13 protein-coding genes are annotated in these 14,391 nt (G+C 43.4%); all 13 read right to left on the bottom strand.

Features of this window, described 5'->3' with window-relative positions; translation table 11 throughout:
• Positions 1-5: 5 nt before the first annotated feature.
• A complete protein-coding gene (locus B5F71_RS04105) occupies positions 6-1,532 on the bottom strand; it encodes a WD40 repeat domain-containing protein (RefSeq protein ID WP_087207888.1) in 1,527 nt (508 codons plus the stop codon).
• A 214-nt stretch (positions 1,533-1,746) separates the two neighbouring features.
• Positions 1,747-2,310, bottom strand: a complete 564-nt coding sequence (locus B5F71_RS04100; RefSeq protein ID WP_087207886.1) for a DJ-1/PfpI family protein — start codon at positions 2,308-2,310, stop codon at positions 1,747-1,749.
• A complete protein-coding gene (locus B5F71_RS04095; protein ID WP_087207884.1) occupies positions 2,297-2,710 on the bottom strand; it encodes an ATP-binding protein in 414 nt (137 codons plus the stop codon). Before B5F71_RS04095 ends, B5F71_RS04100 begins: the two co-directional genes overlap by 14 nt.
• A 12-nt stretch (positions 2,711-2,722) precedes the next feature.
• A complete protein-coding gene (locus B5F71_RS04090) occupies positions 2,723-3,034 on the bottom strand; it encodes an STAS domain-containing protein (RefSeq protein ID WP_013617822.1) in 312 nt (103 codons plus the stop codon).
• A 43-nt stretch (positions 3,035-3,077) separates the two neighbouring features.
• A complete protein-coding gene (gene glgX, locus B5F71_RS04085) occupies positions 3,078-5,195 on the bottom strand; it encodes a glycogen debranching protein GlgX (RefSeq protein ID WP_022039551.1) in 2,118 nt (705 codons plus the stop codon).
• Positions 5,196-5,197: 2 nt separating this feature from the next.
• A complete protein-coding gene (locus B5F71_RS04080; protein ID WP_022039552.1) occupies positions 5,198-5,506 on the bottom strand; it encodes an STAS domain-containing protein in 309 nt (102 codons plus the stop codon).
• Positions 5,507-5,512: 6 nt separating this feature from the next.
• Positions 5,513-7,369 carry an AGE family epimerase/isomerase gene (locus B5F71_RS04075; RefSeq protein ID WP_087207882.1) on the bottom strand — a complete coding sequence of 619 codons (1,857 nt, stop codon included), beginning with the start codon at positions 7,367-7,369 and terminating at the stop codon, positions 5,513-5,515.
• Between the two features lie 30 nt (positions 7,370-7,399).
• A complete protein-coding gene (locus B5F71_RS04070) occupies positions 7,400-8,566 on the bottom strand; it encodes a SpoIIE family protein phosphatase (RefSeq protein ID WP_013617826.1) in 1,167 nt (388 codons plus the stop codon).
• Positions 8,567-8,625: 59 nt separating this feature from the next.
• Positions 8,626-9,819 (bottom strand): MFS transporter, encoded by a 1,194-nt coding sequence (locus B5F71_RS04065; RefSeq protein ID WP_022039554.1) that lies wholly within the window; start codon positions 9,817-9,819, stop codon positions 8,626-8,628.
• Between the two features lie 415 nt (positions 9,820-10,234).
• Positions 10,235-11,893, bottom strand: coding sequence for a thiamine pyrophosphate-binding protein (locus B5F71_RS04060; RefSeq protein WP_087207880.1), 1,659 nt, complete (start codon positions 11,891-11,893; stop codon positions 10,235-10,237).
• 28 nt (positions 11,894-11,921) lie between these two features.
• Complete coding sequence (locus B5F71_RS04055; RefSeq protein ID WP_013617830.1) at positions 11,922-12,161, bottom strand: hypothetical protein; 240 nt, start codon at positions 12,159-12,161, stop codon at positions 11,922-11,924.
• 72 nt (positions 12,162-12,233) lie between these two features.
• On the bottom strand, positions 12,234-13,004 hold the full coding sequence (locus B5F71_RS04050) for a type 1 glutamine amidotransferase domain-containing protein (protein ID WP_087207878.1): 771 nt from the start codon (positions 13,002-13,004) through the stop codon (positions 12,234-12,236).
• Positions 13,005-13,063: 59 nt separating this feature from the next.
• Positions 13,064-14,377 (bottom strand): hypothetical protein, encoded by a 1,314-nt coding sequence (locus tag B5F71_RS04045; protein ID WP_087207876.1) that lies wholly within the window; start codon positions 14,375-14,377, stop codon positions 13,064-13,066.
• Positions 14,378-14,391 lie beyond the last annotated feature (14 nt).

Here is a 14,391-nt window from a genome sequence, read left to right as displayed (position 1 = left end):
CGTCTTCAATCTTTAATTTTATTTACTAATTTAAGCCGTATGCGGGGAACATTACGCCCTACATAATACGACCATTCATCATCGGTAAAATCCCGCTTCAGTTTGCTTTGGATAAGAGCAGCCATCTCGTCGGGAGAAATCATGATACGCGACACTGCTCCACTCTCATCTCCTGTCCATATCGTATTATCTTCCGCCATGCAAATGCAATGCACCCATCCGGATAAAATCTTCAACGATACCGCCTCCTGCTTGCTGGCACTGATGTCCCACAAGCTTACGGTGCAATCATAACTGGAAGAGAACAAGTATTGCCCTTTAAATTCAAGTTGAGTTATACGGGAACGATGCCCCACAAGCGATTTTACCACATTCCCCGTCTCATCTATCAGATAAATATTTCCATTCTCTACTCCGACCGCTCCCATTTTCAAGTCAGACGACCAGGAAAAAGCCGTAACTTGCTCTTTAATAAAATGTTCCTGAGGAACCAGTTCCCCTTCACGCCCTATCCTCCATAAGCCGTTTTCCTTACCGAATGCCAACCATTGGTTTTCTTTACATCCCAAAGCGGCAAGAGGTTCTGATAGAGAAATGGTTTTCTTTATCCGGTCCTCCTTCTTATCATATATATAAAGGTGCATAGCCGAAGCCAAAAGCAGCTGTCCGTTGCCGAAAGGAACAATCCTCATCCACCCGTTATCTTCCGGCAAGAGAAAGGTCTCTGCCGATTTCCCGTTTATGACAAGCATCCTCCCATCGTATGACAAGGCATACACCACATTATTTTCATCCCAATAAACATCTCTGAAACTATACTCCGGATTGCTGAACAACACTTCATTCCCAGCAAATCCCTCATCATAACGCCATCGGTTCACTTCTCCATAGTTGCTCACCGAGACATAACTGTTTTTACCGTCCGAAGACTGAACTATCTTCGTGACACCTCCCTTATGGAGATTCCTGGACACAAAACTTTCACTGGTCTGTCCCAAGGCATTAAAAATAACAGGCTGATACACATTTCCTTTATACTCGGATGTATATTTCCACGAAGCATACGCAAGCAAAGCCGCCACATCTTTATTGCCAGCCCTGTATTGCACATTGGAAAGCAAAGCCAAAGCACGTCCCAATGCCACATTGCTCAACGTATCAGCCACATTCCTTGCATATTCGGCACGAAGTTGTTGTTGTACGGCAAGCTCACGCTGGTTCTCCGCCATATTTCTGGCTTCAACCGCATTGCGAGAAAAAGCTTCCGCCTTTTTCTGCTCTTCTTCGGCACGTATGCGCATCTGCTCAGCCACTCCCATCTGGAATACCGCTTCTTCGCGTTGCTTCTCGGAAATATCTTTTTGCTGATAAGCTATGTCTTCCATCTGTTTGCTGATACGTTCCACCACATACGACTTACCTTCTTTTTCCTTATACTCATCCAGCTGAGCCCGCAAAGCATCCACCCGCCGGGATAAGCCGATATTGAAATATCCCAATATCACCACCACAACGAGAAGAAAAACACTCAAGATATGCCAACCATGCTTTTTCACTTCGAATTTCAGTATATATCATTTAACAAAGAAAACGAAACTGGCTCCGATGGCTTATGAAGCCAGTTCCGCCGTCCGATGGAACTATCTCCGTCCGCCCATGCAAGTATATGCGTTTTTACCAGCAACAAGCCGGCCTTACAACATACCCACACTTGCGGACAAAAGAAACGTCCCCTTTTAATAGGTTTTATTTGCTTGCCAACGTTTTCAATATCTCGGAAGCCAGCAAATAACAATGCCCTCCGGTGCGCGCCGAAACCAAGTCTCCGTCGACCACAACATCTGCATCAACATACTCTACACCATAGTTCTTGGCATCGCCCAACAGATTATTATGCACGGTCATCTTTCTTCCTTTCACCAGTTCGGCTACAGGAGAGAACAACCACAAGCCGTGGCAAATCACTCCCTTAACGATGTCCTTGCGCGCAAATACTTTTTTCAAGAACACACATGCAGGAGGAAGCTTCGTCACATCTTCGGTATACCGAAGACGGTCTGACACCATACCTGCAGGCACGATAATAGCTGCATAATCATTAAGAGCCTCATCATCAAGCGCCTCAAAGCTCTCATTACAATAAAACGGTGCCCTGAATTCATGCCCGCTAAACGTAATGCCCTCGTTGCCCCAAAGACGGGACAGAAAATGAACCTCATACCCGGCTTCCTTGAAACGGAACTGATAATAGAAGATTTCATTTTCATAGAAATCGCTTTCTATAAGTATTCCTATCTTATTTTTCATCATCAATCTTTTTCTTGATAGTCAATATATTTTCATTACCTACATGTTCATACGACACTTTATCCATCATCTGAACCGTAAGGAAGATTCCAAGTCCCCCTATCTGGCGTTCTTCCAGCGGAAGAGAAACATCCGGCATATCCCTTTCCAACGGATTGAACGGCACACCTCCATCAATAAACTTCAGCGTGATGCATCCGTCGGCCTTCTCTATCTGAATCTTCAGATAACCTTCCACGCCTTCAGGGTAAGCATAACTTACCACATTGACCACCAGTTCCTCGCAAACCAGATGAATGGCATACAATTCCTTGGTGCATGATGCCACCTCCCCGGTCTGGAGGATGGCATCAATGATTTCTTCCGTTCTGCCTGCAATAGGCTTGAAAACCAATTCTTTCATAGCATTACCTGCTTACTTGCTTACGAAAGAAATGTAGTTCTGCAGACCTGTCATTTCAAACACGCTACGGATATCAGCAGCGCAATTCACAAACTCAATTACAGGGTTTCCGCCCAATTTCTGCTTGGCAAAAATAATGGTACGTATACCGCTACTGGCAATATAAGCCAGCTTGGTGGCATCAAAGACAACTTTTTCTATGCCCTTGCCTTTGTATCCGTTCAATTCTTCCATAAGGGCAGGAGCATTGCCTGTAGTAAGCTGGTCACCTAAAACGATAGTCAAGGTATTACCTTCCTGATTGATTACAAATTGATTATCCATATCTTTTTAATTTATAATTTTACAATTTACTATTTACAGTTTTCTATTTCCCAACCAAAATCATGATAGAACGCGGCCCTACCAGAATTTCCTGCTGGTTTTCAATCATACACTCTTCTCCCGGTTCGCAAATATCGTCCGGAGCAGCCATTTCCGTATTGGCAAATACATGCCATGCCATGCCTTCGGGCAATTGCGGGAGTTCGAACCCATGCATGTCCCAATGCATATTCATGGCTACATAAATAAAATCATCAGGCACCCCGTCTGTCTCCGCATACCGCCCGTTCAGCATAAAGGCTGCGGTCAGATTGTTATATCCGGTATCAGGACGCCATGCTTTTACACCGTGCCATGAGAAATCGGGATATCCCAGATTACGGTAATCACAATGCCCGAAATGATATTCGAAACGCAATGCTTTATGAGCCTGACGGAAGCGGATAATCTTACGGAAGTAATTATAAATGTCCTCATTCTTCTGCAGATTCGTCCAGTCGATCCATCCGATTTCATTATCCTGACAATAAGCATTGTTATTTCCATATTGGGTATTCCCCATTTCGTCACCCGATAATATCATCGGAATACCCTGGCTTACCATCAACAAGGATATTGCATTCTTTATCTGTTTATGACGCAGGTAATTGATTCCCGCATCTTCACATTCGCCTTCCCAGCCACAATTCCAGCTATTGTTATTGTCTTCTCCATCCCGGTTGTCCTCGCCATTCGCTTCATTGTGCTTGCCATTATACGATACAAGGTCCATCAATGTAAATCCGTCATGTGCTGTAATAAAGTTCACACTTGCCTTAATGCCCCGGTTTTGAGAGGCATACAAGTCGGCTGAACCTGCGATACGTTCTTTCACATCGCCCAATACATGTTCGTCACCTTTCAGGAACCTGCGGATGCTATCCCGGTATTTCCCGTTCCATTCCGCCCAGCGCCCCCATGAAGGAAATGCACCTACCTGGTACAAGCCTCCGGCATCCCATGCCTCAGCTATCAATTTGGTTTTACCCAAAATAGGGTCATGAGCCAATGACTCCAGCAAAGGCGGATTAGGCATCGGACATCCATTCTGGTCACGTCCCAAAATAGCCGCCAAATCGAAACGGAATCCATCCACGTGATAATCGGTTACCCAATAACGCAAGCTTTCTACAATCATATCCCGCACATTGGGGTTATTGCAATTCAACGTATTTCCGCAACCACTGAAATTGAAATAATATCCATCCGGTGTCAGCATATAATAAGTCTTATTATCAATACCCCGATACGAGATATAAGGACCATTCTCATTCCCTTCTGCCGTATGGTTGAAAACCACATCCAGGATAACTTCAATGCCATTCGCATGAAGTTGCTTGATAAGATTTTTCAATTCATCCACCTGCATACCGAAACGCCCGGTAGATGCGTATGCGGCTTTAGGGGCAAAGAAGCCTACATTGCTATATCCCCATACGTTGTAAAGCATATGCCCGTCAACCGGAGAAGGCTTGCTGTTCTCAAATTCGTCAAACTCATGAATCGGCATCAATTCCACGCAATTCACGCCTAACTCCTTCAAATAAGGAATCTTTTCGGCTATGCCGGCAAAGGTTCCGGGATGCTTTACATTCGCATCCGCACCGCATGTAAAATTACGGACGTGCATTTCATAGATGACCAGTTCATTTACCGGCGTTTCCAAGGGAAGGTCGTCTTCCCAATCAAAGTCATCACAAACCACACGGGCACGGTATTGATATACATTGTCCCAATCGGGCTGGGCACCCCATACGTCACGTCCTGCAATCAGCTTGGCATACGGGTCCATCAAGATTTTCGTCTTATCAAAACGATGCCCTTCTTCCGGATTCCATGGACCATCCATCCGATAGCCGTATTCAATGTTCTCGAAATCCAAATCAAAAACCATCATCGAGAATACATTTCCCATCTTGAATTCCTTCAGGAAAGGTATTTCGACAAACGGTTCCGGTTCATGATTATGGAAAAGAACCAACGTACAAGCCGTAGCGTAACGGGAATAGACCGAAAAATTGACGGCATTTCCCATTACCGTAGCTCCAAAAGGATAAGGACGCCCTGTACGCAATTTCAATCCTTTATATTCATGCGTCGGAAATAAATCTACTCGCTGCATACTTACCCTATTTGAGTTTGACACTCTTCTACTGTATCGAAGTATTTAAAGAAATGTTCGAAGCCTGTAATAGCCATTACTTCCCTCACCTCTTTAGATACACCTACCAAGTACACATTCAAGCCATTGGATGCAGCTACTTTATAAGCATAAAGCATGACACGCAATCCGGCACTCGATACATACTTACATTCAGACAAGTCCAAAATCACACTTTTGTTTTCATCCAAAATAGACAATATGACTTGCTGTTCTTCTTTGCTGGATGAAGCGTCCAACACAGAACCTACTTTATGAACTTCCGCACTCATCTTTTTTCAATCTTTAGGAACAATAACGACTTTGACTTTCGGACGATATTCTACGGCAGGCAGCTGTATGGTCAACTTATCTGCATCGAAATTCTTCCATTCCCGTCCGTCAATCCATACTTCCTGCAATTTCACGCTTCCTACAGGTAAGATATCGGGTTGTACACGCAATACATTATCCTTGAAACCATTTACCATAGGTTTGAAATATAAGGTCAACGGTTTCTTGGTATTCAGCAAATTGGTATAAGTAGCTGCCAGATAAGCTAATTCTACTGAATGGTAAGCACTCATCGAGTGGCTTCCCTTCTTACGTTCCGTACCCAGCAGGTAAGGCAAGCCATTAGCCAATACATTGAAATAAACGGCTCCGTCTTCATGGTCAAGGAAATAAGTATTATAGAAGGCAGCTGATTCACGTGCATATTTCAAATATTCCTCTTTGCCATAGATACCATACAGAATCTCGTATGCCAAAATCGCCTGCTCCTGTTGCCACCATGCCTTACGGTCGTGCCATGCGAAACGATAATATTCTTGATTGCCATGCAAACGGCGTTCCATCACATCATACCAACCGCCACGCTGTACGTCCAAACCTACTTGAGGCATGACCTCTGCAATATGCTGGGCAAATTCTTCATACGATTTCTTCGGGCAGATGCTATTGATACGCATCAAGTTCCATGCAATCTTCAGATTATGCCCCACTACCGCACGGTCTTGTTGCCATCCCCATGTCAGGTCATGACTCCAATCGTCCATAAAGCGCTCATTTACAAACGGGCTATTCTCATAATCCGGGAAATGTGTAGTGATAGTATCGGCTGTATATTCCAAGAAATCCTTGTATTTCTTTTCCTCAGTAGCCAGATACAAGTTAATCAAATAAGCAGGCGCATGGTCACCTACAGAGTTCCAGTTCTTACGCATCCGGTTCGGGCCAAGGCTTGAACTGTCCGGACTCAACAATACCGGGTCTATATGCGAATAATATCCTTCCCCTTTCTTATCCTTGAAGAAACGTTCGAAAAGGTCGATAGTCAATTCAGCATCGCGCAAAATAGAAGGGTCACCGTTCACACGATAAGTCTGAATCGGACCAGCCAATGCATAAATCTGCTCATACATCGGGATGGCATCGTAATCATCACCGAACTCCGAAGTAAAGATTTTCTTTTCTTTATCTCCATCAATATCAATGCCATGATACCAATAAACCACATTTTCATCTACATCGTAGAAACGCATGTGCTTTTTCAAATATTCCACCCCTTTTTCAGCGGTTTCCAAGAAAATATCTTCTCCGGTCAACATAAAAGCAGAAGCCATACCATAAATCATACGCGAAATGGTATCCGTTTCCTGACGGAACGAATTCACTTCACGCTTACCTCCCAAGCTGACCGCCGTACGGTATTTTTCATAATCAATATCACCATCACCAAATTGGGCACGAACAAAGAAATTACAAATACTCTTAGCTTGATTAGCCCACCAGTTAGATTCCTCAAAACGGAATTTACCTAATTCTCTTTCCGGGAAATCTATCTGTTTTGCTTCAAATGTATACTGCCCGTCATGTTGGGGATAGAAAATACCAAAGACAAAAGCCATACGGCCATTTTGAGACAAAAGCTGATAAAGATTACCAGTAGCATCCTGGTAAGGTTCGTCCAAATTACGCATCAAACGCGCAAATGTAGTATCTGTTAACAATACAGGGAAAGAACGTTTATCTGTTGTTGTCAACGTAAAACATTTCTCACTTTCATTAAAATCGCTTACATATCCGGCAATCAGATCTGTAAATTCAAACTGCATCTTATCGGCAGGTTTGAATACTTTAAAATTGTCTTTCATAAAAAAAGGTCTTTTATTGTACTACATGTGTTATTTCAATCGTTTCAATATCAACATCGTAATGTCATCGCTTTGAGGTTCGTTCCCGACAAAATCCTTCAAGTCTTCCAAAATAGCTTCCGCTATTTCTTCGCTCCCTGCACCCGGTACACTCTTCAAGGTTTTCTCTAATCCGCTTTCCGAAAACATTTCCCGGTTTTCATTAAAGGCTTCTGTCACGCCATCGGTGTAGAGAATCAATGTGTCTCCCGGCTCCAAAGTCAAGCTCGAATTTGTATAGACAAAATCATCAAATACGCCTACGATGAAATTCTTGGAAAGCGGTAATGGTTCTACGGTATTATTCTTACGCAATAAATACGGAGGATTGTGCCCTGCATTCGTATAGTCCACCTCGCCGGTCTTGATATTGTAAATACCATAAAAGACCGTTACAAACATCGAGTCAAGACTTTCGTTACACAACAATTTATTAGCATAATTGATGCATTCATGAGAAGGGACTCCCCTGATGCCTGTAGCACGAATCAACGTCCGGCTTACTGCCATAAACAAGGATGCCGGGACACCTTTCCCCGATACATCGGCTATTACAAAGCCGATTCGTTCTTCGTCTATCTGGAAAAAGTCGTAGAAATCTCCACCCACATCTTTCGCCGGAGTCATTGAGGCATAAATGTCAACAACATCAGCCAACTTAGGGAATGGCGGAAATTTACGAGGCAATATAGCCTGCTGAATCTCACCAGCCACCGCTAAATCATTTTTAATAGACTCCAACTGATCATGTTCATTCTGCGATTCTCTGACAAAATTTATTTGCTCAATCGCCTTTTCTATCGTGCGTGACAAATCATCCAAATCAATCGGTTTAGTAGCGAAATCAAATGCACCGTTGTTCATCGCCGAACGGATGTTGTCCATATCGCCGTATGCCGACACCATAATGCATTTCAATGCCGGATTCCTCATCTCGTTGATGCGGGTCAACAAAGTAAGCCCATCCATTTCGGGCATATTGATATCACTCAAAATAATATCAAAGTCTTTCTTTTCCAACACCAATTGCAAGGCTTCCAAACCATTATGCGCAAAGGTGAACTCGTATTCACCCTTGCGGATTTTCCGACGAAAATACTGGGTCAACAGTATTTCCAAGTCCTGTTCATCGTCTACGCTTAAAATTTTAATTGCCATATCTTATTCATTCTAATAATTTATACCTTTAAATTCTTTCTACCTCACTTCGTAAATATTCAATTTTCTAGTGGTTTTTTCGGCAAAGTATGAGCAAATGCCACCACCAAAAAACCGATTATCACAGAAGTAACGGCACACACAATAAAACGCATTCTACCAGAACCATCCATCGAATTATCTACAAACAAGTCCGTATAAAGCGGAGACACAAATTGTCCCACTTGAGCCACCGACATGATAATAGCTACTCCTAAAGTCCGCTGGCGCGGAGTGACAATGCGCGGCAAGAAAAGAGAAATGGGAGGCAAAGCGAAGCCGCCGCCAAGCCCCACGACCAAACATCCTGCCATCAAGACGCCATACGAATGAGAGCAAGCGATAATGACATATCCTGCCGCCATTATCACCGTGGCAAAAGGCATGGTCCAGTCCTTCAGATTCCGCATAATCCAAGCCAACAACACACCGGCAATAATCGCCGGGATACGCATCAGAGAAAGCGCATAGCCACACTCTTTCGCATTGCCGATACCCTCCACGTCCATAAACAACGCCAAGTCGGTATTTATCACAAAGTAACAAGCAAATATCATCATGGCAAAAAACGCTAAAACAAATATCTTCTTATTCATTCCCGTTTTCTTGCCTGCACCACCTGCTGCATTTTTTGGGGAAGCCAACGGTGGAATAGAAGGCATAAACAAAGTGGTCAATACGATTGATATAACCACAAAGGCGTAACACAAGAACGAATAACGCCACGAAATACTTGCCAACACACCCGACAAACTCATAAAAAGCAAACCGCCCAACTGGTTAAAAGAGCCTTGTAAGCCCAAAAGCTTGCTACGTTTATTGGTATCCGGAGCAAAATCAAATATCAGTGAAGTGGATAAAGGAGTCATAATGCCTAGACCTATTCCGAAAAACAAACGCATTAACAACAAAAGCCGGAAATCGTTCACAAAACCTCCAGCCACACCAAATACAAGAAAAAGTATCATCCCGGTAAGCAAAAGCTTTTTCTTGTCTATCTTAGCGGTAAGACGCGCGGAAAACAATCCTATCGGCATCATTATCAACGTAGGCAAGGTTAAAACCAACTTGGCTTGTGTTTCCGAAATATGCGGGAATGCATCCCGTATAGCAGCCAAGGCAGGAGATACCGCCGTAGGTGCCATAATAGTAAGCACAGATACCGATAAAATAGACGGTATCAACATTTTCGAATATTTCTTTGTCTCTTCCATTTTTATATTCAATTATCCTCCCATTTTTTATAAGAACATGCGGACAGGCTTGCCTACAGTCACACTCAAGCGCAGATAATTCACCACGCCTCCTATATACGAAGGCTTATCCGCATTGTAACGACAAAGCATCATTGATAAACAACTTTCTGCCAAACACATGTGCCGATGATGAACCGGCATTATCATTCAGGAAAGATATGGTAGAATAAATATTTGTCCGATCCGGCAAAAGAATTTTCCGTACCATGCATGTCCGTATTCAACCTGAGCAATGATGTGCAAAATGAATATATACTTCATAAGCAATTCCAGTTAACTGCTACAGCCCACGAAAATAACTGACTTGGCAAAGTCAGTATATATTCATTTTGCACATCATTGCTCCGGTTCATTACGGACATGCATTTTTTATTTATACCCTTCCCAAACTGAAAGGCGGATACACTTCACTATCTACCAACACATCAATAATGCAAGGCTTGTTCAACGCGATGGCATCCTGCAACGCCGGCAAGAATTCTTCCAATTTTTCTACCCTATATCCTTTCGCTCCACATGCTTCGGCATACTTCACAAAATCCGGATTCTCAAACTGCATATATGCCTCGTCATTATACATATTCAGCAAGAACTTCTTGATGATATTAAATTCACTGTTATTGAATATAATCCAAATAACAGGAATGTTATATTGCACTGCAGTCATCAATTCGAATCCTGCCATCTGATAGCATCCATCACCCACGCCTGCAATCACCACTTTATCCGGATTAGCGCATTTCACTCCCAAACAGCCGTTCGTATGGCTTGCCATCGGTCCGAAACTTCCCGGATTCTGATAGCGCTGATTCTTATTCAACTGCAAATAACAGCTCAACCACAACATGTGCGAACCGGCATCACCCATTACAATGGCATTGTCTGGCAGATTCTGAGACAAGACACGGACGATATCTCCCGGAAAAATCCGTTGGGCATCTGTATGCACCGGTTCCTCATAATAATGTCCGTTGGGCAATGTACCGATTTGCAAAGAGGGCAAATCACGTTTCTCCAACAAAGGCAATAACTCCTGAAGTGCCAGTTTGATATCGCTTACCACCGCTACATCAGCTTTATACACTTTATTGATTTCAGCCGGATCAATATTCACATGAATCAACTGTTTATTCGCATATAAATCCGGTTGGAATGAGAATGTAGCATTTTGAGCGAACGAATTTCCCATCGCGAGCACGACTTCCGCCTCCTGAAAATACGTATTAGCCGCCTTGTCACCCGATGTTCCATACATGCCTAAACACAATGGATGATTCTCCGGCAATAATCCTTTGGCATCCATTGTCTGGACAAACGGTATTTGATACCTTTCTATTAATTGGAGCAATTCGCCGGATGCCTCACTACGCACGCAACCATAACCAATCATCGCCAGCACTTTCTTATTCTTACTGATTGCATCAGCCAATGCATCCGCCGCTTTTTGCAGAGCTTCTTCCGTTGCCTTAACCGCTTTTACACGGATGTTAATCGGGCGGAAATTGGTTACTTCTGCCGTAGTCACATCTTTCGGTATATGGATATGCACCGGTCCCGGACGCCCGTCGAATGCTGTATTTATAGCGTCTTCCAAAATATCACACGTATCTTCTGCCCGCTCCAATACATACGATTTTTTGGTCGTAGCCGAAAACATCACCTGCGAATCAGGCGTACGGCTCAATCCTGTAGATTCGTTCAACGCACCTTTTCCCCGTTGTCCCATTGAAGTATATCCTGTTATAGCCAATATGGGCAACGAATCGGATAATGCTACCGCCATGCCTGAGAACAAATTAAACGCACCCGGACCTCCCGTCGCAAAGCACACACCCAAATTATTCGGGTTAAACATAGTGTAGCCACATGCCATGAACGACGCCGCCTGCTCATTGCGGATAATAACGGTCTTTATTTTTTTCGAATCGCGCAGAGCCAACAACATAGAGGCGTTTACCTGTCCGCTCCCTCCAAATACATAGCTCACGCCGATATCTTCCAGTGCTTTTACGATGGTTTGGTTTACATCCATAATAAATCCTTTTTATTATATGTTAGTTTTACTTCTGTTTATCAGCCCACTCATCCTCGTTAAACTTTGCTTTCGCGCTTTTAGGAGGATTTTCAGAAAATAATTTTCCGCCTGTAGCTGCCTCGTTCAAACCGTATCCGTTAAAAAAAAGATAAATACGGTCTTTGGGCACTCCGCTTACTTCGGAAAAGGTAGAGATGAACTTATCGGCTACAATCTTCTTTTGCTCGTCGGTCATCTCAATGCTATGAATTATTATTGCCGGCATATTCTTCTTGAGTTTAAAAAGGATAAGCCATGTGTAGGATTAATCCCACACATGACCCTCCTTTTATGGTTATTAAAGAGAGTTCAAGACTTTCACAATCATGTCACCGTATGCGATAGATGATTCTACCGAAGTACCGGTAATAAACGGATGATCATAATAAACTTGCGGGTCTTCACGACTTGCATTGATACGTGCTATACAAGCGCCGTTAGGACCTACTGCGTCACGAACCAAATCTTCAATAGGCCACAAGAATCCCGGAGTAATCACATTCGTACCGCAGTTATCAGGAGTTGCACCATACAATTCGTATGACATAGCCATACCCGGACCATAGAAATCCCATGCACGTGGATGAGCACAAATCTTCTTGCCATACACAATCGACTTATAATCATTTTCCGGGTCGCGGAGGAATACCAATGTAGAAACGGCATAGCACAATGCTGCCACAATCTTACCGCTCTTATAAGCATCCATAATCAGCTTATGCAATTCCCAGCAATTACACATATCCAACATAGCACCCGGACCGCCAGTCAAAGCAATCGCATCATAATCAGCCATGTTTACTTCTGAGAATTTCAACGGATGTGCCCATTCTTCACCATCTACCAATTCCTTGCAGCGGTCGCAAACTTCTTTCGGATTAGTCTTGATATTCTGTACACCGTCTACAAAATCAGGGTCTACACTGATTTGGAAAGGAAGCGGTTTCTTTCCTTGCGGAGTAGCCAAAGTCACTTCAAAACCAGCTTTCTTACATGCATCCCACGGAGCCTGCAATTCCTCACCCCATGAACCATAATTCGTTGCAATAATTAAAACTTTCTTTGCCATAATCTCAATAGGTATTTAAAATTAAACATACAGGGGAAAAACCTGCTTTTTTAACACTCTTATTTTGTAATAACCAATTTATCCGCATTCAGAACTTGGAAGGTATCGCCACGTTGCATCGCCTCGTCACGCTGATAAACCAAGCCTTCAGCTTTTACATCCGACACGGCATTATCTCCCGTCAGTGTCAAACGAGTATGCGCGAAATCAAAGATTCCGCTATTGCAGACAAACAAATCTTTCGTTTCTGTAAAGTTCCGGGCTTCCGTATGCCATTCGCCTATCTCTACATGATACGGAAAATCTTTAGCCGACTGAGCGTTTACGCCCACTTCCGCTACCAGAAAATCATAGGGACCCGACTTTGACACCGTAATCGAGCCGGTATTTTCCATGCGATGAATATGTTCTTCCTTGCCTACCATCTCGCTATAGATACCGAACGCAACCGCCTTCGGAGTAGAAGCCTCGCTTCCTTCCAAATGAATCTTCACCGTACCCTTATTGACCAAAGGAGGAACAAGCTGGGTATTCGGCAATGAATGTTCATAAAAAGCACATGCCAAAGGATAAGATTGGTACAAGAACGACACCTTATTAACAATGAAATGCGCACGCGAAACAATATCAATATCTCCGGCATTAATCAAATGCGTATTGGCAAAACGGGCTATCGTCATGATTCTTCCTGTCGAATTGATTCGGATAGAACCATAATTGGCAATCGTTCCGCCAATACCTGTTGTAGCCAACACACGGACGGTAGAAGCCTTCTCGACATCCACATTGATTTTCCCGTTATTGATGATGGTCACATTATTGACCGGAAGAGCGATGACACGAGTCTGTGTATCGAATGAACCGTTACCCAACAATTCGATAGTCCCATTATTGATAACCGTCGAATTCTCACCCGCCAACAACGTTTCTCCATATACAGCCGTTTCCAAATCCTTCTCCTGATCGAAATAAATCCGGATAATTCCCTCGTTGATAATGGTCGAATCCTTACCGGCAGCCATGGCAAAACATTTCACGAAACGATATGTTCCGTTCGGGTCATCAGGCGTAGCTTTTACTTGCGCCTTATAAGCGTCAACAATGTCATGCATATGTATCTCGATGACGCCTTCATTTATCAAAGTCGCATTCGGAGCCAAACGCTGCTGTCCCGGATTTTCTTCATCATCCATCAATGCCGCCAAAGCATACAGAACAATATTACGCCCCTTAAGCACTTTACCGGCGGCAATCGCCTGCTCAGTAATATCCGCTACATTACCTGCCTCTGGCTTAGTGATAACCAGATGTTCACGGTTGACATAATACCCTGCGCTCCCTACACGAACACTTTTTTCTACTATATTTTCCATATTCTATTTTCTGT

The organism is Bacteroides sp. An269 (genome assembly GCF_002159755.1).
GTDB lineage: Bacteria > Bacteroidota > Bacteroidia > Bacteroidales > Bacteroidaceae > Phocaeicola > Phocaeicola intestinalis.
This window is presented reverse-complemented; position numbering and strand designations above follow the sequence as displayed.